This window comes from Actinacidiphila yanglinensis (genome assembly GCF_900107965.1).
Taxonomy (GTDB): Bacteria; Actinomycetota; Actinomycetes; order Streptomycetales; family Streptomycetaceae; genus Actinacidiphila; species Actinacidiphila yanglinensis.
This window is the reverse complement of the sequence record NZ_FNVU01000008.1, coordinates 1-21,524: the sequence shown is the minus strand read 5'-3', so window position 1 is coordinate 21,524 and position 21,524 is coordinate 1. Positions and strand designations below refer to the sequence as shown.

Here is a 21,524-nt window from a genome sequence, read left to right as displayed (position 1 = left end):
CGTGGGATCGGACAAGAGCACGGCGGGCAGCGAGGCCGGAGCGCCCCTCGCCGGGGCGCGGATCGGCCGCGTCGCCGCCCCGATTCGCGAGCAGGTCCTCGACGTGATCCGCCAGGGCATCCTCGACTTCCAGCTGCGGCCCGGACAGCGACTGATCGAGCGGGAGCTGATCGAGCAGCTGGGCGTGTCGCGGCCGACCATCCGCGAGGTGCTCTCCCGCCTCGTCGCCGAGGGGCTGGTCACCATCCAGCCCCAGCACGGCGCGATCGTCGCGGTGCTCTCCCCGGTCGAGGCCGAGGACATCTACGAGATGCGGGTCCCGCTGGAGGTGCTGGTGATGCAGCGCTTCGTGAAGCGGGCCGGCGACGAGGAGATCGCCGAACTGCGCCGCGCCCTGGTCCGGATCGAGGAGATCACCGAGGCCGGCTCGGAGACCCAGACCCGGCTGCGGGCCAAGGACGACTTCTACCAGATCGTCTTCGAGGGCGCGCGCAGCCCGGTCCTCGCCCAGACCCTGCAGACCATGCAGGGGCGCATCCGGCTGCTGCGGGCCACCTCTCTTGCCACCGCCGGCCGCCCCGAGGCGTCGCTGGAGGAGATCCGCCAGCTCGTCGACGCCATCGAGCGGCGCGACCTGGACGCGGTGGCGGCCGCGGCGACCGCGCACGTGCGCAACGCCGCCGCGAGCGCGCTGAACCAGCTGGCGGAGAACGAGGCGGAAGCGGCCCGGAACTGACAGCACGTCACGCGCCGTGGGCCCCTCCGGGGGAGAGCGGCGGCCCGGCATCTGCCGGGCCGCCGCTTCGCCGTCTCACCCGCCGGGCGGCACCTGCCGGGGGTCACCTCCCGGGTTCACCCGCCGGTGGCCAGCGCCCAGCGGACGAAGGTCACCTCGTCGTTCACCGGCTCGAACACCGCCGTGACCGCGCGGCCGATCGCCATGCCGGTGAGGTCTCCGCGCATGATGCCGTACATCTTCAGCCCGCAGGTCAACTCCACCAGGCCGACCACGTAGGGCAGTTCGTCGGCGAAGGCCGGGTCGAGGGCGCGGTGGTAGGTGGCGTGGCTCCACAGGGTGCCGGCCGGCTCGACCTCCTCCCAGGCGAACTCCGCGTGCTGGCACTCCGGGCACACCGCCTCCGGCGGCCACAGCCGGTAGCCGCAGAAGGTGCAGCGCGGGACGGTGAGCCGACCCTCGCGGGTGGCCGCCCAGAACGGCGCGGTCACCGGGTCGGACAGGTCGGGCAGGGGCTTGGCGATCGTGTTCACAGCGCACTCCGGGTGGACAGGATGGTGGCGGCGCCCTTCCAGAAGTCGTGCGTCTGGGCGTGCAGGGCGATCTCCGCCCCCGGGACCTGCCGGTCCCCGGCCTCGCCCCGCAGTTGGGCCACCGCCTCGTACAGGTGCATCCAGTTGTGGGTGTAGCTCTCGGAGAGCTGCCCGCCGTGGGTGTTGACCGGCAGCCGCCCGCCCGGCCGGGTGTGGCCCTCGGCCAGGAACGGACCGGCCTCGCCGATGCCGCAGAACCCGTAGTACTCCAGCATCTGCAGCACCCACACCGAGGTGCCGTCCTGCAGGTACGCCAGGTCCATGTCGCCGGGCCCGAGGCCGGAGTTGCGGTACACCTGCTCGGCGATGTCGCCCAGCCACGGGCGCATCAGCTTGTCGTCGTTCTGCTCGTTGCGGATCGCCGAGCGCTGCGCCATGCCCAGCAGGTGCACCGGTGCGGCGTGCAGATCGACCGCCCGCTCGGAGGAGGTGACCACGAAGGCCGCGCCGCCGTCGGAGATGACGGTCAGGTCGGCCCGCCGCAGCGGCTCCACCACGTAGGGCTGCGCGAGGTAGTCGCCGATGCCCATGGGGGAGCGGAAGACCGCGCGCGGGTTGAGCGCCGCCCATTCCCGCTGCGCGACGCTGACCCAGCCCAACTGCTCCTCGGTCGTGCCGTACAGATGCATGTGGCGCCGGGCCGCCATCGCGGCCGGGCCCGCCACGTGCAGGAAGCCGTTGAGGGCCGCCCACTCCGCCGAGCCGCCGATCGGGCGGCTGAAGCCGATCCGCGCGCTGCGGGCGTTGGTGCCGTAGGTGAGCAGCACCGTGCTCGCCAGGCCGGCCCGGATCGCCATCGCGGCGAGGTGCAGCGAGAAGCCGGCCATGCCGTAGTCGAGGGTGGTGCTGTAGTCGGGGTTGATGCCGAGCAGGGGCCCCATGCTCTCGTCGGTGCCGTGGTCGGTGAGCGGCGCCTTGCAGGTGATCAGGCCGTCCACGGCCGACTTGTCGATCCCGGCGTCCTCCAGCGCGGCCACCGCGGCCCGGACTGCGATGATTTCGGGTGATTCACCAGGAATCTCCCCTTGTTCCGTGGCTCCCGCGCCGATGACCGCGACTCCGGGGGGCGGCCCGATTCCTGAACCCACACCCAACTCCCTCTGTCAGTTCGTCCGACTGTCAGACGATAATATCTGCAAGGACCCCACGGGCACCATGCCCGAACGGGAATCCATCGATGGCACCGCCGCAGGTCACGGCCCGGCGGCCGGCGCCGTCCCCGCACAACAGGCCACGGGGGGCATCGGATGACACCGGACGAAGCGCACACCGAAGCGGCGGCAGAAGCCGCGGCCCAAGGCTGGCGGCCCGCGGCGATCGGCCGGGTCTCCACGCCGCTGCGCAACCAGGTACTCGACATCCTGCGGCGGGAGATCCTCGACCTGAAGCTGCGCCCCGGCCAGCGGCTGATCGAACGCGAACTCATGGAACGGCTCGGGGTGTCCAGGGCCACGGTCCGCGAGGCCGTGGTCCGCCTGGAGTCCGAGGGCCTGGTGACCTCCGTCCCGCAGCGCGGCGCGATCGTCACGGTCCTGACGGTGAGCGAGGCCGCCGACATCTACGAACTGCGCGGCGTCCTGGAGATGCTCGCCGCCCGGCGGTTCACCGAGCGTGCCACCGACGGCCAGGTGCGCCACCTGCGCCAGGTCTACGACGAGCTGGCCACCGCGTCCGCGCCCACCGAGGACACCCTCGGCCCGCTGCGCGCCAAGGACGCCTTCTACGAGGCCCTGCTGGAGGGCGCCGCCAGCCCCGTGCTGACCTGGACCCTCACCGGCCTGCAGAGCAGGGTCCGGCTGCTGCGGCAGACCTCCTTCTCCGTGCCCGGCCGGGTGCGGCAGAGCCTGGCCGAGATCCACACGCTGCTCTGCGCGATCGAGGCCCGCGACGCGGACGCCGCCGCCGAGGCCAGCGCCACCCACATCCGCAACGCCGCCCGGATCGGCCTCGCCCGCATGTCCGAGTCCGTCCCGCCCGAAGTTCCCTAGGCACTTCGTGCGCGCGCGGGCATCGGCTTCCCTGCGAAGAGGTTGGCGGGCATTGGCGAGGGGTGCGCGAAGGAGCCCGACCATGGCGGAATGCCCGTGGTGTTCGCCTTCCCGAGCGCCTTACGTGGCGGCTCGACGCGTTCGGCCCTGGCGAAGCACCGGGTGTGCGGGATTCCGGTTGTCCACGATGACATCGGCGGGGGATCGAGGATCGGCCTCGGTGTCGTAGATCCGCTCGGCGGGGATGTAGTAATCGCAGTAGTGCTCTGCAGTCGCCTGCTCGGATTCCCTCCAGGCGGCGTCACGCCCGGCGCCCCTGGCCGGCACCAGGTCGAAATCGATGTCGACGAAGATGCGGAAGTCAAAGAAATCGCGAAGTTCCGGGCGGAGCGGACAGGCGCCGTCGGCGATCACGACCGCGTCGTCGGACACGGACCGCACCTCGTCCGGGAACGGATTCTGGTTCCGTTGGTCGAAGAACCTCACGCGGATCCGTCGAACTCCGCCCGGTCCAGGGGGCGACAGCAGGAGAGCGCGGATCGCGTCGGGATCGAACGCGCCGCGGTAGAAGCCGGCCGGGCCCGGAGGCCGCTCGGCCCGGGTCCACTTGAAGTCGTCCGGTTCGGCCCCGAAGGCAGCTCCGCCCGCAATCCGTTACCGCGGCGGCCAGTTCCCCGGCCAACGTCGATCTGCCGGACGCGGAGAATCCGTCCACACCGACGCGACGGGGATGCGGCCGTTCGATCTCGCGGATCAGCCGGGCCAGACGGTGGAGAACCTCCGTGCGTTCGCCGGTGTCCGGCGGGGTACTGGAGTCCGGACAGGTGGCGGGCCCCGAGGACGGAGGCCGGTCCCGCTCGAAGGAGCGCCGCCGACACCGCGGATACCCCAAAAGCTGACGCGGAGCCGACCGGTTGTTCGCGGTGCCCTCACGTTCACTGCCCCGACGGGTCACGGCTATTCACGGATCCTGGTGCGCGGAGTGCCGGCTTCATCCCTCGGCCCGGAACCCGAACGCGGGCATCGGCGGACAGTAGGTGACCGTGTCCGACGCTCCGAAGGAAATCCATGAGTTCAGTGCGAGATGGCCAGTGACGGCGGCGCCGGAGACCGGTGTCCGCCATGCCCCGGGTCCGGACGAACCGTCCGAATCCGACGCGTCGATCATCGAGAGATCGTTGGACGAGCCCGAGGCGTTCGCCGAGCTCTTCGACCGCTACGCCGAGGACATCCACCGGTATGCGGCGCGACGGGTCGGGGCGGAGGTCGCGGACGACCTGATGGCCGAGGCGTTCGTGGTCGCCTTCCAGCGGCGGCGCCGGTACGACGTGTCGCGACCGCAGGCGCGCCCGTGGCTGTACGGGATCGCCACGAATCTCGTCCACGACCACCGGCGGGCCGAGGCGCGCCGGCTGCGGGCCCTGTCGCGGGCGGCCGCGACCGCGCCCGACGGCTGGAGCGGCGGCGACGAACCGATGGCCGAGCAGGTGGCCGCCCGCGTCTCGGCCGAGAGCGTGCGCGGCGCGCTGGCGGGAGCCCTGGCGAAGCTGCCGGCCCGCTACCGGGACGTACTGCTGGTCGTCGCCTGGGGGGACCTCAACTACGCGGAGGCCGCCGAGGCCCTGGGCATACCGGTGGGCACCGTGCGCTCGCGGCTGAACCGGGCCCGCGGCAGACTGCGCGACGCGCTCGGCGGATCGGATCCCACCATCCTCCAAGAAGAAGGAGCCTGATCATGGACAACCTCGATTCCGTGCGCGAACTCGCCGCCGACACGCCCCCGTTGAGCCACGACGCCCGCTCCGCCGCTCGTCACCGGCTGCACCGTGCCATCGCCGACGAGAGCCGCCGCGGCGTCTCCGTGCAGTTGCCCCGGCGCAAGGTGTTCCGCCTCGTGGCGGCCGCGACCGTCGCCGCAGGGGTGGGCGGATCGGCCGTCGTCGCCTCGACCCGCGGCGGCTCCGCCCCCTCCCGGCCGGGTGGCGCCCACTCCGGGTCGATACCAGCCGTCACCGTGGCCGAGGTGCTGCACAAGGCCGCTGACAGGACGCGCTCCAGCGGCGGGCAGCTGCCGATCCCGCGCAACGACCAGTACTTCTACACCAAGACCTTCACCACGCACACGCTCGTGAACGGCGGGAGGACCAGGACCTGGACCGACGAGAGCTGGCTGTCGGTGGACGGCTCCAAGCCCTCCCGGCGGGAGGAACTCGGCAAAGTCCACGACGACCCCCCTACGGGCAAGCACGAGGTGCCGTCGCTGCCCACCGAATACGCGCAGTTGAAGAAGTGGCCGACGGACCCGGACACGCTGTACAGGTTGCTCGGGGGCGGGAGCAAGGGCGTCTGGGCTGATCCGAAGGACTCGACCGACCCCGCTCCCGACCCTGACTCCCAGGTGTACATGGAGGCGTGCCTCATGTTGAAGGGGCCGCGCGTCATGCCGCCCGGGCTGCAGGCCGCCCTCTTCGAAGTGCTCGCGAAGCTGCACCGGATCAAGCTGGATCACGACCAGGTGGACGCTCTCGGCCGGCACGGGATCGGGGTGGCGTACCCCGACCTGTCCTTCGGCCTCGTCTTCGACCGCTCGACCTACGACTACCTGGGCCTGCGCGAGACGAGCGGCGAGCTGAAACGCATCAAGGGCAAATGGCGGCAGGTCGACGGGTACACCGGGGTGACGGCCCTGGAGAAGGTGGGCGTGGTCGATCGCATCGGCCAGCGACCCTGACCAGGATGGCTCCACCCGTATGTCGCTCGGCCCGTGGCGCCTTGGCGTCTGGCGCCAGTGGGGCCGATTTCACGAGGTCGCGGCGGCGGGGAAGGAGAGCAGGACCTTGCTCGAGCGTTCGGCGGCTGCCGCCTCGTGGAAGGCCGACTCCGCGTCGTCCAGCGGGAAGACGGAGGTGACGATGGGCGCGAACCGCTCGATGTTGCGTCCCATGATCTCCAGGGCCGCGGGCATCTCGTGGTAGAAGCGGCTGGAGCCCATCAGAGTCAGTTCCCGGGGGACGACCAGGTGCAGCGGGGCGGTGACGCCGATGGGAGGAAGGTGTCCCACGTTGACGAGCACACCGCCCGAGCGCAGTGATCGCAGGGCGGTGGCCAGTCCCTGCGGGGTGCCCGAGGACTCGATCGCGATGTCGGCCGACGGGACCGGTACCGGGACCGGGGCCTCGGCGTCGACCCGCACCACGTGCGTGGCCCCGATCCGTACGGCCAACCGCAGCGGATGGTCGAAGACGTCGGTCGCCGTGATGGTCGCGGCGCCCAGCGCGCAGGCCATGGCGACGCTGAGCAGGCCGATGGGACCGGAGCCGATGACCAGGACATCGCTGCCCTCGACCGAGCGGTTCAACTCTCGTACACGGTCAAGGCCGTGGAGCGCGACCGAGGCCGGTTCGGCCAGGGCGGCGGTCTTCATGTCGAGTGCGTCGGGGACCGGGACGAGCCGGCGAGCGGGCAGGACCAGGCGTTCGGCGAATCCGCCGTCGGTATGCGGTATCCGGGCCGCGCTGCCCAGGTACCGGAGGTCCGCGCACAGGTGCTCGGCGCCGCGCCGGCACAAGCCGCATGCCCCACAGACCCGGGCCGGATGCACGGCGACGCGGCTGCCCAGGGCCGGCCCCGACCCGTTCGCGGCCGGTTCGGCGACGATCCCGACGACCTCGTGCCCGAGCACCATGGGGGAGCGCAGTACGGACTCGCCGATCCGCCCCTCCTTCCAGTAATGCAGGTCGGAGCCGCAGATACCGCCGTAGGCGACAGCCACGACGGCTTCGTCCCGTCCAGGAACGGCCGCGAGCCTGGCACCGGCTGTCAGGGGAAGGGGGCCGGAAGCCGTCGGGGGGGAGACGAGCAGAGCCCTGACTTCCATTCAGATCACCGCCGTCATGCCGCCGTCGACGTAGATCACTTGACCGTTGACGAAGTCCGACGCGGACGATGCCAACCAGATCGCCGGGCCGACCACGTCCTCGACCCGGCCCCAGCGTCGGGCCGGGGTGCGGCTGGTGATCCATCCGCTGAACTCGGGATCGGCGACCAGCGACGCGTTCAACTCCGTGTCGAGATAGCCGGGCGCAAGCCCGTTGACCTGCAGACCCGAGGGCGCCCACTCGGCGCACATTGCCCGGGTCAGCCCGACCAGTCCGCTCTTGGCCGCCGCGTACGGCGCGGTCGTGGGACGCACGAGGTGGCTCTGCACCGAGCATATGTTGATGATCTTCCCGCTGCCGCGCGGCAGCATCCGCCGGGCGAGAGCACGGCCGACGGTGAAGGCGCCGGTGAGATGCACGTCGATCACGCGCTTCCAGTCCTCGGTCGGCATCTCGGTGAGTGAACCGCGAATCTGGATCCCGGCGTTGTTGACCAGGACGTCAGGGCAGCCGTGGGCAGCCATGAGTGTCTGGCACGCTTCTTCGGCAGCCGCGGTGTCGGTGACGTCGAAGACGCTGAACTGCACCTCCAGCGGTGACCGGCGGGGATCGTGAGACAGCAGTTCGCCGCGCAGCGCCTCGGCGCTCGCTGCGACTCGCGTGGCATCGCGGCCGTTGAGAACGACTCGGGCCCCGGCCAGGGCGTAGCCACGTGCGATGGCGTAGCCGATGCCGCGCCCGGAACCGGTGATCAGGGCGAGCCTGCCGGTCAGATCGAACGCCGGAAGGCCGGCGTGGGTGGCGAGAGGCACGTCACTGCTCCGGAGAGGGTGTGGTTCCCAGCACTTCGACACCCGTCGCGCGCACCAGCGTCAGCGCGGCGGCCGCGGCGGCCTCCGGGTCTCGGGCGGCGATGGCCTGAATGACGCGTTCGTGGCGGTCCAGCGAGGCTGCGGTGTCGCTGGTGAACAGCTGGCGCCGGTCGGAGTACCGGGCGTGCAGGGTGGCCAGGAGGGTCTGCACGAGCTGGCTGAAAACGGTATTGGCGGCGCCCTCCAGCATCGTGCGATGGAAGGCGGTGTCCGCCTCGACGAACGTCGCGCGGTTGCGCCGGCCGTAGGCCTCCCGCATCCAGTCCAGATGCTGGTGGAGCCCGGTCACGAGTGCGGCTTCGCCGTGCACCGCGGTGATCTTCACCGCGGCCGGCTCCACTGCCTCGCGCAGCGCCATCAGCTCCCCGAGTTGGGCGTCCGCGTCCGGGCCGTCGGCACGCCAGGCGATGACCTGGGGATTGAGCAGCGCCCACGTCGCCTGCGGCTGGATCGTCGTGCCCGCCTTGTGACGGGGCCGGATCATGCCGAGGATCTCCAGCGCGCGCAATGCCTCGCGGACCACCGAGCGCGAGACCTCGTACTCGGCGCCGATCTGCTCGGGGGAGATGACGCTGCCCACCGGCAGGTCGCCCTGGGCGATCCGTCGGCCAAGGGCGTCCATCAGCTGTGCGTGCAGGCCGTTCGGCCTGGCTCCTGGTGATCCGAAGCTCGACAACTGCAGCTCCTACAGGTGGATATGGGACTCGATCACGGACGACGACGCTACTCCGGGCGTGCAGGAGTCTTGACCAACTCCCGCCAATAGTCTGATTATACAGACTATATTTCAACTGGCGGGAGGGATCGTGCAGATCACCGCGGTGGAGACGTTCCTCGTGACGCCCCGGTGCACGAGCTCCTGGGGCCAGGTCCGCGACGGGGTGCGGGTCTACGGCGCGTCCTGGGTGTCGCCTTCGGCGCCACCCTTCTGGCCTGCATCACCAACGGACCGGTGATCATGCAGGTTTCCCCTTGCTACCAGCGGATTGTCCTCGGTCCGGTCCTGACGGTCGCCGTCGTCACCGACCGGCTCCGCGCACGCCCGGGAGAAAGGAAACAGCGATGACCCGCACACCGACCAAGCTCGCAGCCCTGCTCATGCTGCTCGTCGGCACGGCAGTGGCACCTGCGACCGCCCACGCCACCGACCATGTCGCCGCGCCCGCCGCGGACACCGGCCAGACCTACCGGATCGTCGAGGCCGGCAGTGGCAACGTGCTCGGCGCGATGCGCTCCGGTGACGACCCGCCCATGACCGTGGACGCCTACGCCGACAACCCCGACCAGCTCTGGCGGATCGCCGACGCCGGCGACGGATACTCCGAGATCGTCAACGACGGCACCGGCAAGGCCCTGTCGACCGTGAACGGTGGCTCCGGCAACGGCGCCGTCGTCCATCTGTGGGACTACCTGACCACCTTCCCCGACCAGCACTGGAAGATCACCGACAGTCCGGACAGCACCGTCACCCTCGCCAACCAGGGCACAGGCGACCGGCTGCTGTCCACCGACGACGGCGCCACCACGGCCGGCACGGCCACCCAGCTGTGGGACCAGGTCGACGGACGGGCCGGGCAGACCTGGAAACTGGTCCCCACGACCCTCACCCGCGACATCACCGTGCACACCGGCGACGTCGTCAACAAGGTGCCGAAGACCACCGTCGCCACCGGCATGGAGGACGTCAACCACGAGATCTACGGCGGCATCTACAGCCAGATGATCTATGGCGAGGCGTTCCAGGAACCGGCCGCCGACCCCGGAGTCAGCGGCATGTGGCGCTCGTTCACCACCGGCTCCGCACGGGCGACGTACGCGCTCGCGGACCCGTTCAAGGGCTCCCAGAGCCAGCGCCTGCAGTTCACCTCAGGCTCCGGGAGCGTCGGAGTGGAGAACCGCGGCCTGAACCGCCAGGGCCTGTCCGTCGTTGCCGGCCGGCCCTACGACGGGAAGGTCACACTGCGCGCACAGACGCCCCAGCGGGTCCGGTTGAGCTTCCAGAACGCCGACGGCTCCAAGGTGTACGCCCACACCACCGTCACCACCAGCGGCACCGGATGGAAGACCTACTCCTTCTCGCTCAAGCCGAGCAACGCCGACGCCCATGCCCGGTTCGCCATCGAGCTGACCGCACCCGCCACTGTCGACGCGGGATACGCCTTCGTCGAGCCCGGGGCGTGGGGCCGCTACAAGGGACTGCACGTGCGCAAGGACGTTGCCGACGCGATGGTCGCGCAAGGGCTGAAGGCGATCCGGTTCGGGGGCTGCGCCAACAGCGGCTGCGGCGACGTCCCGGACTACAAGTGGAAGACGATGACCGGCGATCCGGTGAACCGGCCGGTCACCAAGGGATTCTGGTACCCGTACGAGTCCAACGGCTGGGGGATCTTCGACTTCCTTCAGCTCGGCGAGGCGATGGGCATCCAGGCCGTGCCCTCGCTGAACATCGACGAAAGCCCCTCCGACATCGCCGACCTCATGGACTACCTGTACGGCCCGACGAGTACCCGGTGGGGCGCCCAGCGCGCCGCGGACGGCCACCCCGCGCCCTACACGGCCAAGCGCTTCGAGCTCGGCAATGAGGACGCGGTCGACGAGACGTACTGGAACAAGTTCAAGGCCCTCGCGGACGTCATCTGGTCCCGCGACCCCTCGATCAAGCTGGTGGTGGGCGACTTCACCTACTCCGACGTCATCACCGACCCGTTCCACGTCACCGGCGGCGGCAAGGTGAACACGCTGGCCGCACATCAGAAGATCCTCGAACTGGCCAAGCAGTACGGCGCCGAGGCCGACTTCGACATCCACCTGTGGACGGGGCAGACCGACGGAGTCCTCGGCCAGATCAAGGCGCTGGACAGCTACGCCTACTGGCTCGGGCGCCTCGCACCCGGCGCCAGGTACAAGGTCGTCGTCTTCGAACTCAACGCCGACAGCCACGACCAGGCCAGAGCCCTCGCCAACGCCTACGCGATCAACGCCCTGCAGCAACGGCCGGATGTCGACGTCGTCTCGTCCGCCAACGCCCTGCAGGTCGAGGGGCAGAACGACAACGGCTGGGACCAGGGCCTGGTCTTCATGACCCAGAGCCAGGTCTGGGGGCAGCCGCCGTACTACGTCGACCGGATGAAGGCCTCCTCCTACCGGCCGAACGCGGTGCGCACCGAGCTCACCGGCACCGACGACAGCGTCTTCGACGCCACCTCCATGATCAGCGACGACCGCAGGAGCCTGTCGATCGACGTGGTGAACTCCTCCGCGCAGCCCCTGGAGTACACCGCCACTCTCGACGCCTTCACCGCGGCCGGTGACGCCACGGTGACCACTCTCAGCGCCCGCCCCAACGCCACGAACACCTCGACCAACCCGCTCAACGTCGCGCCCGTCACCTCCTCGCTGACGCCCGATCCGGGCGGGCACACGTTCACCTACGTATTCCCGGCCTACTCGTACACCTCGCTCCAGCTCAACGGCGGCACCCCGGCTGCCGGCGGGCGGTAGGCAGCGTGCGCGCGTACCCGGCCGCGCCCTGCACGCTGCACCGGGCCCACCACGCGGAGGGCCCGGTGTGGGACCACACCCGCGCCGAGCTGCTGTGGGTCGACATCTACCAAGGACTCGTCCACCGGGCGCGGTGGAATGCCGGCACCCGCACCCTCGGTGTGTGCACACCTACCGCGCCGGCCAGGCGGTCGGCGCGGTGGTCCCGTGCGCCGACGCAGGCCAAGGGTGGGTCGTCGCCTCCGAGTTCGGCTTCTCCCGCCTGCACGCCGACGGGACCTTCCAGGTGCTGGCCGAGCCCGAACGCGGGCGCCGTCCCGTCACGCGGATGAACGACGGCACGTGCGATCCGCGGGGGCGGTTCTGGGCCGGCAGCATGGCCCACGACCGCACCCGCGGCGCCGGCACCCTGCATCTGCTGGCCGGTGACACCAGCAGGCCCATGCTCGGCGAGGTCACCATCTCCAACGGAATGGCCTGGACCGGCCCGGACGAGTTCCTCTACATCGATACGCCCACCCAGCGGGTCGACCGGCTCGGCGTCGCCGGGAACGGCGCGATCACCTCACGTGAGACCGCCTTCGCCATCGCGCCGGGGCTCGGTTCGCCGGACGGTATGACCGCCGACCGGGAGGGCTGCCTGTGGATCGCGATGTGGGGAGCGGGCAGCGTGCTGCGCTTCACCCCGGCGGGCGAGGTCGTCGCGCGGATCACCCTGCCCGCACGGCAGGTCAGCAGTTGCTGCTTCGGCGGGCCGGAGCTGCGGACACTGTTCATCACCACGTCGCAGGAGGACTACACGCCCGAGCAGAGCGCCCGCGAGCCGGACGCGGGCCGGCTGTTCGCCGCCGAGGTCGACGTCCCTGGCCTGCCCGCCGACCTGTACACCCGCACACCCGGCGGCGTGGCACCCACCGTCACACCATGAACGGAGGCACACCATGAACGGATCGTCCCCGACGCCCACCCGGGTCGCGCTGGTCGGCTGCGGAGCGATGGGGGAGATCGTGGCACGCGACGTCTACCCCGCCGCTGTTCGCGGCGGCCCGGTGGAACTCGTCGCCGTGGTCGACCCCGACGACGCACGCGCCGCCGCCGCGGCCCGGTACACCGGAGCGCGCAACCACCGGACGCTGGCCGACGCGCTTGCCCAGGAGGACATCGACGCTGTCGACATCCGGGTGCCGCACCATCTGCACGCCGCTCTCGCACGGGAAGCCATCGGGCACGGCCGGCACGTGCTGATCGAGAAGCCGATCGCCACCACCGTCGCCGACGCCGCGTCGATGGTCGACGCGGCCAAGAGCGCCGGCGTGGTGCTGGCCGTCGCCGAGAACTACCCCCACCTGAAGGCGGTCCGCGACGCCCGCCGACTGCTCGCGGAGGGACGCCTCGGACGCGCCCTGGCCATCCAGGGCACCCGCGCGTACCGGATCGACGGGGTGTGGGTGCGCGACGGCTGGCGGAAGAGCGACGGTCCGGCCGGCGGGATCCTCCTCGACCAGGGAACCCACCAGGTGAGCCTGATCCGGCAGCTCGGCGGACCCGTGACCGCGGTGTCCGCGGCCGGATCGCTCGACACCGTCACCCTGACGCTGCGCCTGGACAGCGGCCTGGTCGCGCAGTCCCTCATCACCTGGCACAGCCCCGGTCCTTGGGACCAGGCCGAGGCGAGCGTCATCGCCGAGGGCGGCCGGCTCGACGTGGTCGTCGACTACGAAGGGCACACCGGCGGCTGCGTCACCTGGACACCTGGCGGCACCGACCGCCAGGGCGCCGAGAACTACTACGACAGCCACCGGCTGATCGTCGAGGACTGGATCGACGCCGTCCGGAACGGCACCGGGAGTCGCGTTCCCGGAGCTGAAGGGCTGGAGGACCTTGCGGTGGTCGCCGCTGCCGCCGAGTCACTCGACCACGACGGCGCCTTCATCCCCGTCGGTCGCCGGTGACCGAGCCATGTCGCCGAGGAACTCCACCAGGGCGGCCCTGGACATCGGACCGCTCGCGGCCGCTGTTGCCTCGCCCCGATCGATCAGTACGAGCGAGGGCGCGCCGGTGACGCCGTACCGCCGAACGGGGCCCGGGCACCTTGCGATGTCGGACCGGAGGACGATCAGCCGGCCCTGGTAGGTGTCGGCCACCTCGTTCACCAGCGGGTCCATGGCTTTGCAGGCCGCTGCTGCCTTGGGCCAGACCCCGTGGAAGTAGGCGAGTACCGGGACGTTCGCCCTGGCCAGGATGAACTCGAACTCGGCGTCCTCCTGCGGTTGGTGGACTCTGCTTGCCATCGGTACTCCCGTCACCGGCTCGTCCTGGCGGTGCCGCCCGTCACCGTGTCCTGCGTACCTGGGCGGCTTTGCGGGCTTCGGCCATCATGCGTGCTTCCGCTGCTTTGCGGGATTCCTTCGGGGGACGGCCGGAACGGGTGCCGAGGCCCCGGAACGCCGTGGTGCCGGACTTCGCCCGGTCCTGGACCGGTGGCCGTTTCGCGCCGGTGATGCGGGTCAAGGCGTCCTCGCCGGAGTGCACCTGGGTGACCGTGGGGCGGATCCCGGCGTCGGACATGATCCGGTTCACGTCGCGGCGTTGGCCGGGTGTGACCAGGGTGACCACGCTGCCGGATTCCCCGGCACGTGCGGTGCGCCCGCTGCGGTGGAGGTAGTCCTTGCCGTCGGTGGGCGGGTCCACGTTGACGACGAGGTCCAGGTCCTCGACGTGGATGCCGCGAGCGGCGACGTCGGTGGCCACCAGTACCGTGATCCCGCCGTCCTTGAACCGGGCCAGCGTGTGCGTGCGCTGCGGCTGCGACTTCCCGCTGTGCAGGGCACCCGCGGAAACGCCGCTGCCCCGCAGATGGCGGGTGAACTGGTCCACCGCGTGTTTGGTGTCCAGGAACATCAGGACCCGCCCGTCCCGGGCGGCGATCTCGGTGGCCGTCGCGTACTTGTCGGCGGGGTGGACGTTCAGGACGTGGTGTTCCATCGTGGTGACCGAGCCCCGCGGCGGGTCGAGGGAGGCCAGAACCGGATCGCTCAGGTAGTTCCCGACCAGGTGGTCGACGTTGCGGTCGAGGGTTGCGGAGAACAGCATCCGCTGCCCGCCCGACGGGACCTGGTCCAGGATCTCCGAGACCTGCGGCAGGAAACCCAAGTCGCACATCTGGTCCGCCTCGTCCAGCACGACGATCCGTACCCGGTCCAGGTGGCAGCTTCGCCGGGTGACGAGGTCGGCCAGCCGTCCCGGCGTCGCCACCACGACCTCGGCACCCGCGTGAAGCGCTGCTGCCTGGCGGCTGATCGACAGCCCGCCGACCACCGTCACCGAGCGCAGCCCGAGTGCCTGCGCGTAGGGGGCCAGTGCCTCGCTCACCTGTTGGGCGAGTTCCCTCGTCGGTACGAGGACCAGCGCGAGGGGACGCTTGGGTTCGGCGCGCCGGCCCTCGGTGCGCGCGAGCAGCGCGAGCCCGAAGGCGAGGGTCTTTCCCGAGCCGGTCCGCGCGCGGCCGAGGATGTCCCGGCCGGCCAGCGCGCTCGGCAGGGCCGCCGCCTGGATCGGGAAGGGCTCCCGCACGCCGTGTGCCGCCAGCGCCTCCGTCAGCCCGGCCGGCAGGTCCAGCTCCGCGAAGGACCCGGCCGGCGGCAGGCCGGGCGCCACCGTCCCCGGCACCGAGAGATCCCCCCGCGGCGCCCTTGCCCGATCGGACCTGCCCGGTCCGGAGCGGCCGGAGGCCGGCTGCTGCGCGTTCATGGGGGTCCTTCCTCGGTTCGGCGCCCTTGAAAGGATTCCGGCTCCCTGCCTGTCCGGCACGGGCCCGGACCGTCTCCGAGCATGCCTCGACATTATCAGCGCGGGCCCCGCCCCGGCCGCCCCGTGACCTGGCCGGCCAGGGTCCGGGCCGGCGCCGCTGCCATGAGGTGAGTGCATGAGGTGAGCGGAGGGCTGCTGCCGTCCGGCGGGCGGGGTCGGTCCGCGGCCACCGCTCGCAGTCCCGGTTGTGCGAGCCGGCCGCCGAGGTGGGCGGGTGCGGTGGAGTCTCGTACCACCAGTTCGGGTTCGTGCATCGGCGCCCTGCGGATCTTCGCCGACGCCAAGGGCGACATCACCCAGCCGGTGAACGTCACCGGCAACACCATCAAGGACACCTCCTACCAGACGGTCCTGCTCGGCCACGCCCACCAGATCAGCGGTCCGACCCTCGACCACGACACCATCACCGGCCCCGGCACCTCCGGCTTCGACATCGACGACGTCCCCGGGAGCATGACGGTCAGCAACACCTCCGCCAGCGGCACGGCCTCGTCGGCCCTCCACAACCCGGGCGGCTGCACGATGAACCGGGGCCCGGGGACCTCCGGATTCAGACCACCGTCCCTCCCTCGAGCCGCCTCGCCCTCCGGAACACCCGACTGCGCGCCTCAGGCGCAGCCGGGTGTTCCGGAGGTCGGTGAGGTGGGGACAGTCCCTGGACCCCCGGGGACGGCGGGCCGCCGGAGGGGCGGGCCGCCGGACTCACGGGGTCTGCCGACGCGTCACACCTGGTCGATCACCCAGCGGGACGCCGTCCCGATGGTGGGCTGGAAGTTGACCTGGGATCCGACCACTCCGCTTCCGTTCAGGTAGTGGCCGCTCACGTCGTGACGGATCGACTTCGGACTGCCGGACGTGGTCGTCCACCGCTGGTAGGAGTCGGTACTGTCACACGGGAGGGTGTAGACCTCCGCGCCGTTCCCGTCGAGGCACTCGTTCGTCGCCGGGTTGCGGAAGACACCGCCTGCGATCTGCCACACCTGCTTCGCGCTGCGGTCGCAGGTGCCGAGGACGACGATGCCCTGCTGCCCTGTTTTGGCGGTGACCTGGAGACAGGCGTTGCTGCTGTTGCCGTTGATCACCTGGTAGTTCGTCACCGCCGCCTGCGCCGAGGTCGCCGCGCCGAGCATCACCGTCGAGCCGACCGCGAGCGCCGCACCCGCACCGGCGAGTCGGATGAGGCTTCCCTTGAGTTCCATGTCGATCCCCTTTCGTTCGGATTGCCGCCGCCCACAGTGAGGCGCGGCACAGCCCGGGCAGGGCGTTCCCGGTGGAATCCGGATCCGCCGGACCCCGCCGCCGGATGAGCTACATTTCTGGACTCCGATGTCCGGACGATTCCGGACGGCGAGACGGGGGAGAGCGGCGTACATGGGCGGAACGGACTCACCGCAGAGCTGGTTCGTCAACCGGTTGCAGCGCCTGCGCACCTCCTCGGGGTCGCCCACCCAGGCGCAACTGCTGGCCTACGACGAGAAGAAGGTCCTCTCCCGGTCGTCGCTGTCGGACCTGCTCGCCGGCAAGTTCACCAAGCCGCCCCCGTGGGAGCGGGTCGCGGCCTACGCGACCGCCTGCGTGCGCGCCGCGAACGCCGCCCGGATCGACCTCTCGCCCCAGGAGGAGATCGCGCGGCTGCGCGGCGACCACGCCACCCTCACCGACCTGCTGGAGGCCGCGTTCAGGGATGTCCGCGTTCCGGCGGCACGTCCCGGAGGCTCGCGATCCCGCCCGGCGACGTACCGGCTGCCACCGCGCAACACCCACTTCACCGGTCGCGACGCCGCACTGCGCGCGTTGCGGCAGCGCCTCACTTCGGGCGACGACGGCGGGATGCAGGCCGTGCACGGGCTGGGCGGCGTCGGCAAGACGCAGCTCGCGGTGGAGTACGCCTATCTCTACCGCTCGGAATACCGGTACGTGGTGTTCGTGGACGCCGAGGATCCCGATCTGGTGGCGTCGCAGTTCGCGTCGCTGGCCAGGGAACTGGGACTGGCGGAGGTGGGTTCCGAGCAGGTCGTCTCGCAGGTGTACGGCCGATTACTGGACCACACGCCCTGGCTGGTCATCTTCGACAACGGGGAGAGGCCCGGCACGCTCCTCGACGCGCTGCCGCCGGGCGACCTGGGGAGCGGCGGCCACATCATCGTCACGACCAGGCGCCGTGGCTGGTCGAGCAGGGCCGGCGTCATCGACCTGGAGGTGTTCACCCGCCGGGAGGCGGTGGAACTGCTGGCCCGGCGGGTGCGCGGCCTGACCACAGCGGTGGCCGACCGGATCGCCGAGCAGTTGGGGGACCTGCCGCTGGCGCTGGAGCAGGCGGCCGGGTACATGAACTACAACCACACCGCACCCGAGGTCTACCTGGCCCTGCTGTCCTCGCGGCTGGAGGACATGATCGCGCTCGGCGACCTGGCGGACCGGCCGGCGGTGGTGGTCGCGACCCTGTGGCAGCTCAGCGTGCGCAAGCTGGAGGTCGAGCAGCCGCACGCCAGGCAACTGCTGGAGCAGTGCGCCCTGCTGGCGCCGGAGCCGATCCCGCTGGACCTCTTCACCGCAAGTACCGAACCCCTGAACGCAGCCGCGGCCGATCCGGTGGCGTGGGACACGACGGTCGGAGCGCTGGCCGGTCTGGGGCTCGCCCGGCGTGAATCCTCCTCCCTGCTGCTGCACCGGCTGGTGCAGGCAGCCGTCCGCGCCGCGATGCCGGCCGACGTACGCACCGGCGCCCGGGTGCGGCTGTGCCGGGCGTTGCTCGCGGCGGTGCCGCACGACGTCCACGGTGACCCGGACGCGCGGCCGCGATGGCAGCGGCTGCTCCCGCACGCGCTCGTGGTGACCAAGGACGAACCGCCGGCCGAATGCGCCGCGGAGACCGCGGAACTGCTGAGGCTGGCGTCGGAGTTCCTCCTGTCGATCGGGGACCACTCGGTGGCGCTGTCCCTGTGCGAGCGTGCCGTCGCGATCGACGAGTCGCTCGAACACAGGGATGCGGAACTCGGCTTCGACCTGATCACCCTGGCGCAGATCCACCGGGACCGCGGCGCTCCGGAGCGGGCGGGTCCGACGGCGGAACGTGCCCTGCGCCTGCACGAGTCCTGCCTGCCGGCGGACAGTCCCGCCATCGCGACGGACCTGGCCACTCTGGCCCGCATCCGGCACCTTCTCGGCGATCACCGGGCCGCGGTGCTCCTGGCCGAGCGCGCACTGCGGATCGACGAGGCGGCGTACGGGCCGGACGACCCGTACGTCAGCTTCGACCTGATCGCGCTGGCGGGCGTCCACCTCGCCCTGGACGACCATGCCGTGGCCGTGCCGCTGATCTGCCGGGCGCTGCGCATCCGCGAGGCCAGCTACGCGCCGGACCATCTGTACATCGGGTACGCCCTGCTGCTCAAGGCCCGGGCTCTGCACGCGCTGAACGACCCCGCCGCAGCGGGCCTCGCGCGCAGGGGCGCGCAGATCCTGAACGCGCGGCTGGGCAGGACCCACCCCCAGACCGCCGACGCCGTCGCCCTGGCCGACCTGCTGGCGGGAACGGTTTCGAGAGAGTGAATTCGCGCCGTCCCTTCCGTGTGCAGGGACCTCTGCGCGAGCTGTCTCCGCATTTCGAGCGGCGCCTTGCGCTGTTCTGCCGGCGGTGAACACCTGCCCGACCGGGCTCGACGATCACTACCGTTCAGTCTCATGACGACGGTTACCACACGCAGGGTCGAGTACCCGGCCGACGGCCTGACGATGGTCGGACATCTCGCGCTCCCGGCGGGTGTCGACCGCCGGCCCGCGGTGCTGCTCGGACCAGAGGGCATGGGGCTCAGCGACGTGGAGCGCCGCCGGGCGGAGGCTCTGGCCGAGCGGGGATACGTGGCGCTGGCCTTCGACCTTCACGGTGGGCGCTATCTGGGCGCCCCCGAGGAGATGCTGGCCCGTTGCATGCCGCTGCTCGGGGACCCCGACCGGATGCGGGGCATCGGCCACGCGGCGCTCGACGTGCTGCGTGCCGAGCCGCGGACCGACCCCGCCCGGATCGCCGCCGTCGGCTACGGCACCGGGGGCGCGATCGCGCTGGAACTCGGGCGCGATGGCGCCGACCTGCGCGCGATCGGGACCGTCAACGCAGTGACCACGGGCCGACCGGGCGAGGCAGCGCGCATCCGCTGTCCGGTGTGGGCCGGGGTCGGATCGGAAGACCCGATCATGCCGCCCGCGCAACGGGACGCGTTCACCGCCGAGATGCAGGCAGCGGGCGTCGACTGGCGCCTCGTGGTCTACGGCGGCGCCCTGCACGCTTTCCACCACCCGACGGTCGACCACCCGACGGTCCCTGGTGTCGGCTACCACGAACTGCATGCGAAGCGAGCCTGGCGCGACGTCGTCGACCTCCTCGCCGAGTGCCTGCCCGTGACGGAGCGGTCCGGTCAGGAACCGTGAGACGTCTGCCGAACGGCGACCCGCGCCGCTCGGCAACCACCCGTTCAACGAGGCGCTCAACCGGACCGGCATCCGCCCGTCCAACCGGCCGTGGCGCACCGACACGCGGCCCGCAAACCGCCCCGGGCCCGCGGGTGGGCGCCGGCAGTGTGGAGCGCTGGTTGCCCGGTGGCAGGGCGTGGTTTTGGGCCGGCGCTGCTGCCATGAGGTGACAAGCTCGGCACCGTCCGAGCTGGTTGGACGGCTGCTTCGGGGTCCAACCGACGTCGGACAAGCCCTCGCTCCACTGAGACCCGGCAACCACGCGGCGGCGTGCAGCCGACCGGTCGGTGCGGCGCACCGGGCACGCGTCCGCGTTGTGGCGGTCGAGGACGGCGCGGGCTTTTTCGGTGGCGGCGTTGCGGAGGCCTGGGAACCATCTGTGCACGGTGCCGTGGGACGGCGGATCAGACGGACTTGACCTCGCCGCCGTCCATGCGCAGGGTCGACCCGGTCATCCAGCGGGCCGCGGGCGAGACCAGGAACGCCATCAGTTCGGCGATCTCCTCCGGCTGGCCGAAGCGTCCGATCTCGGCCTTCTGCGGGAACTTCTCGATGGCCTCCTCGACGGTCATGTCGTGCAGGGGTGCCCAGTGCTCGAGATAGGAGCGACGGCGCCCGGTCATGACCGGGCCGGGCAGCACGCTGTTGACCTGGACACCGTCGGTGATGCCACGGTCCGAGAACGCCTTGGCGAGGGCCGCGATCGCCGCGTTGATCGTGCCGACGGCCGCGTAGGGGGCCTTGGGGAAGATCGCGGAGTTGCCCGACATCAGCACGACGGAACCCTTGGCCTCGGTCAGCGCGGGCCATGCCGCGATGGTCAGGCGTCGGGCGCCGTGGAGCTTGAGGGCCATGCCCGCGTCCCACTGCTCGTCCGTCATCTCGAACAGGTCGATCTGCGGTACCGCGCCGGCGATGTTGACCAGAGCGTCGATGCGGTGGAACGTCCCCAGGGTCCGCTCGACGACGGTTGCCGGTGCCGCCCGGTCCGAGAGGTCCAGGTCGACGACAAGTGGCTCGGCCCCTGCCTGGCGCACCTCGGCGGCGGTGTCCTCCAGGCGGCTCTTGTTGCGTGCGACAAGTACGACCGAGGAGAAATCCCGTGCCAGCCGGATCGCTGTGGAGCGACCCATACCCTGGCTGGCGCCGGTGACCACTGCTACGGAGTTCGGCATTGCACTCTTCCTTTCTGCTCTGAAGGTCAGCTCGGCCCGCAACCGCGGTGGACCGGTCGCGGACCCGCGCGTCTGTGTCGTACGTCAGTGGCCGGCAGGGTCGGTCGGACGGGTCGGTCGGACTCGGCCCTTTGCGGTCTGCGCGCTGCCCGGCGGGCCTGCTCGTTGGTGAGGACGCCGGCCGGGGCCTGGTCAGGTGGTGAGGAATGCGCGGATCGCGGTGGCGATCTCCTCGGGGTGGGTTTCGAGGGCGAAGTGGCCGGTGTCGAGGAGGCGGATGTCGGCGTGGGGGATGTCGCGCCGGAAGGTTTCGGCTCCGGCGGGTAGGAAGAAGGGGTCGTTGCTGCCCCAGATCGCGAGGAGGGGGGGCGTGCTGGTTCGGAAGTACTCCTGGAAGGTGGGGTAGAGGGCGATGTTGTTCTGGTAGTCGAGGAAGAGGTCGAGTTGGATCTCGTCCGCGCCGGGTCGGGCGAGGTAGTGGTTGTCGAGGCTGTAGCCGTC

General features: G+C 71.1%; 21 protein-coding genes. 10 read left to right on the top strand and 11 right to left on the bottom strand.

The annotated features are described in order from the left end of the window. Position 1: 1 nt before the first annotated feature. On the top strand, positions 2–736 hold the full coding sequence (locus C4U44_RS19490; protein ID WP_160145061.1) for a GntR family transcriptional regulator: 735 nt from the start codon (positions 2–4) through the stop codon (positions 734–736). 116 nt (positions 737–852) lie between these two features. Here C4U44_RS19490 and C4U44_RS41565 read toward each other — a convergent pair whose 3' ends face one another. Beyond that, positions 853–1,269, bottom strand: coding sequence for a Zn-ribbon domain-containing OB-fold protein (locus C4U44_RS41565; protein ID WP_160145060.1), 417 nt, complete (start codon positions 1,267–1,269; stop codon positions 853–855). Beyond that, positions 1,266–2,417 carry a thiolase C-terminal domain-containing protein gene (locus tag C4U44_RS19480; RefSeq protein ID WP_200823320.1) on the bottom strand — a complete coding sequence of 384 codons (1,152 nt, stop codon included), beginning with the start codon at positions 2,415–2,417 and terminating at the stop codon, positions 1,266–1,268. The genes C4U44_RS41565 and C4U44_RS19480 overlap by 4 nt, the downstream gene beginning before the upstream one ends. A 159-nt stretch (positions 2,418–2,576) precedes the next feature. Here C4U44_RS19480 and C4U44_RS19475 point away from each other — a divergent pair, with 159 nt between their 5' ends. Then, a complete protein-coding gene (locus C4U44_RS19475; RefSeq protein ID WP_103887139.1) occupies positions 2,577–3,317 on the top strand; it encodes a GntR family transcriptional regulator in 741 nt (246 codons plus the stop codon). Positions 3,318–3,437: 120 nt separating this feature from the next. Here the strand turns inward: C4U44_RS19475 and C4U44_RS19470 are convergent, their stop codons facing one another. Further along, positions 3,438–3,749, bottom strand: coding sequence for a nucleoside/nucleotide kinase family protein (locus C4U44_RS19470; protein ID WP_146088296.1), 312 nt, complete (start codon positions 3,747–3,749; stop codon positions 3,438–3,440). A 659-nt stretch (positions 3,750–4,408) separates the two neighbouring features. Between C4U44_RS19470 and C4U44_RS19465 the strand changes: the two genes are divergently transcribed. Together C4U44_RS19465 and C4U44_RS19460 are read left to right on the top strand one after the other, a co-directional pair. Beyond that, positions 4,409–5,050: an RNA polymerase sigma factor gene (locus C4U44_RS19465; RefSeq protein ID WP_200823319.1), complete on the top strand. Its 642-nt coding sequence runs from the start codon at positions 4,409–4,411 to the stop codon at positions 5,048–5,050. A gap of 2 nt (positions 5,051–5,052) precedes the next feature. Continuing rightward, positions 5,053–6,048: a CU044_5270 family protein gene (locus C4U44_RS19460; RefSeq protein ID WP_103887137.1), complete on the top strand. Its 996-nt coding sequence runs from the start codon at positions 5,053–5,055 to the stop codon at positions 6,046–6,048. Positions 6,049–6,117: 69 nt separating this feature from the next. On the opposite strand, the gene C4U44_RS19455 is transcribed toward C4U44_RS19460, so the two are convergent. From C4U44_RS19455 to C4U44_RS19445, 3 genes are read right to left on the bottom strand one after another with little or no spacing between them, the layout of a single operon-like run. After that, positions 6,118–7,140, bottom strand: a complete 1,023-nt coding sequence (locus C4U44_RS19455; protein ID WP_407642870.1) for an alcohol dehydrogenase catalytic domain-containing protein — start codon at positions 7,138–7,140, stop codon at positions 6,118–6,120. A gap of 54 nt (positions 7,141–7,194) precedes the next feature. Further along, positions 7,195–8,007 carry an SDR family oxidoreductase gene (locus tag C4U44_RS19450; protein WP_103887135.1) on the bottom strand — a complete coding sequence of 271 codons (813 nt, stop codon included), beginning with the start codon at positions 8,005–8,007 and terminating at the stop codon, positions 7,195–7,197. 1 nt (position 8,008) lies between these two features. Next, on the bottom strand, positions 8,009–8,689 hold the full coding sequence (locus C4U44_RS19445; protein WP_103887134.1) for a FadR/GntR family transcriptional regulator: 681 nt from the start codon (positions 8,687–8,689) through the stop codon (positions 8,009–8,011). A gap of 440 nt (positions 8,690–9,129) precedes the next feature. Between C4U44_RS19445 and C4U44_RS19440 the strand changes: the two genes are divergently transcribed. The 3 genes from C4U44_RS19440 to C4U44_RS19430 all read left to right on the top strand — a co-directional run bounded on the left by C4U44_RS19440 (position 9,130) and on the right by C4U44_RS19430 (position 13,520). Further along, entirely contained in the window at positions 9,130–11,568 is a 2,439-nt protein-coding gene (locus C4U44_RS19440; RefSeq protein WP_103887133.1) for an RICIN domain-containing protein, read from the top strand. Between the two features lie 163 nt (positions 11,569–11,731). Further along, complete coding sequence (locus tag C4U44_RS19435) at positions 11,732–12,496, top strand: SMP-30/gluconolactonase/LRE family protein (protein WP_200823318.1); 765 nt, start codon at positions 11,732–11,734, stop codon at positions 12,494–12,496. A 13-nt stretch (positions 12,497–12,509) separates the two neighbouring features. Then, entirely contained in the window at positions 12,510–13,520 is a 1,011-nt protein-coding gene (locus C4U44_RS19430) for a Gfo/Idh/MocA family protein (RefSeq protein WP_103887132.1), read from the top strand. Here the strand turns inward: C4U44_RS19430 and C4U44_RS19425 are convergent. Further along, positions 13,476–13,859, bottom strand: a complete 384-nt coding sequence (locus tag C4U44_RS19425; RefSeq protein ID WP_103887131.1) for a thioredoxin family protein — start codon at positions 13,857–13,859, stop codon at positions 13,476–13,478. The genes C4U44_RS19430 and C4U44_RS19425 overlap by 45 nt on opposite strands. A 40-nt stretch (positions 13,860–13,899) precedes the next feature. Beyond that, on the bottom strand, positions 13,900–15,318 hold the full coding sequence (locus C4U44_RS19420) for a DEAD/DEAH box helicase (protein WP_103887130.1): 1,419 nt from the start codon (positions 15,316–15,318) through the stop codon (positions 13,900–13,902). Positions 15,319–15,597: 279 nt separating this feature from the next. On the opposite strand from C4U44_RS19420, the gene C4U44_RS41145 reads away from it, so the two are divergent. Continuing rightward, on the top strand, positions 15,598–16,191 hold the full coding sequence (locus C4U44_RS41145; protein WP_146088295.1) for a hypothetical protein: 594 nt from the start codon (positions 15,598–15,600) through the stop codon (positions 16,189–16,191). Here the strand turns inward: C4U44_RS41145 and C4U44_RS19405 are convergent. Next, positions 16,101–16,577: an RICIN domain-containing protein gene (locus tag C4U44_RS19405; RefSeq protein WP_200823317.1), complete on the bottom strand. Its 477-nt coding sequence runs from the start codon at positions 16,575–16,577 to the stop codon at positions 16,101–16,103. The two genes, C4U44_RS41145 and C4U44_RS19405, sit on opposite strands and share 91 nt — an antisense overlap. 172 nt (positions 16,578–16,749) lie before the next feature. On the opposite strand from C4U44_RS19405, the gene fxsT reads away from it, so the two are divergent. Next, positions 16,750–18,930 carry an FxSxx-COOH system tetratricopeptide repeat protein gene (gene fxsT, locus C4U44_RS19400; protein WP_103887126.1) on the top strand — a complete coding sequence of 727 codons (2,181 nt, stop codon included), beginning with the start codon at positions 16,750–16,752 and terminating at the stop codon, positions 18,928–18,930. A 132-nt stretch (positions 18,931–19,062) separates the two neighbouring features. Further along, complete coding sequence (locus tag C4U44_RS19395; RefSeq protein ID WP_103887125.1) at positions 19,063–19,806, top strand: dienelactone hydrolase family protein; 744 nt, start codon at positions 19,063–19,065, stop codon at positions 19,804–19,806. Positions 19,807–20,252: 446 nt separating this feature from the next. Here C4U44_RS19395 and C4U44_RS19390 read toward each other — a convergent pair whose 3' ends face one another. Both C4U44_RS19390 and C4U44_RS19385 read right to left on the bottom strand, forming a co-directional pair. After that, entirely contained in the window at positions 20,253–21,023 is a 771-nt protein-coding gene (locus C4U44_RS19390) for an SDR family oxidoreductase (RefSeq protein ID WP_103887124.1), read from the bottom strand. Positions 21,024–21,215: 192 nt separating this feature from the next. Next, a partial coding sequence (locus tag C4U44_RS19385) for an alpha/beta fold hydrolase (RefSeq protein ID WP_146088294.1) occupies positions 21,216–21,524 on the bottom strand: 309 nt, incomplete at its 5' end.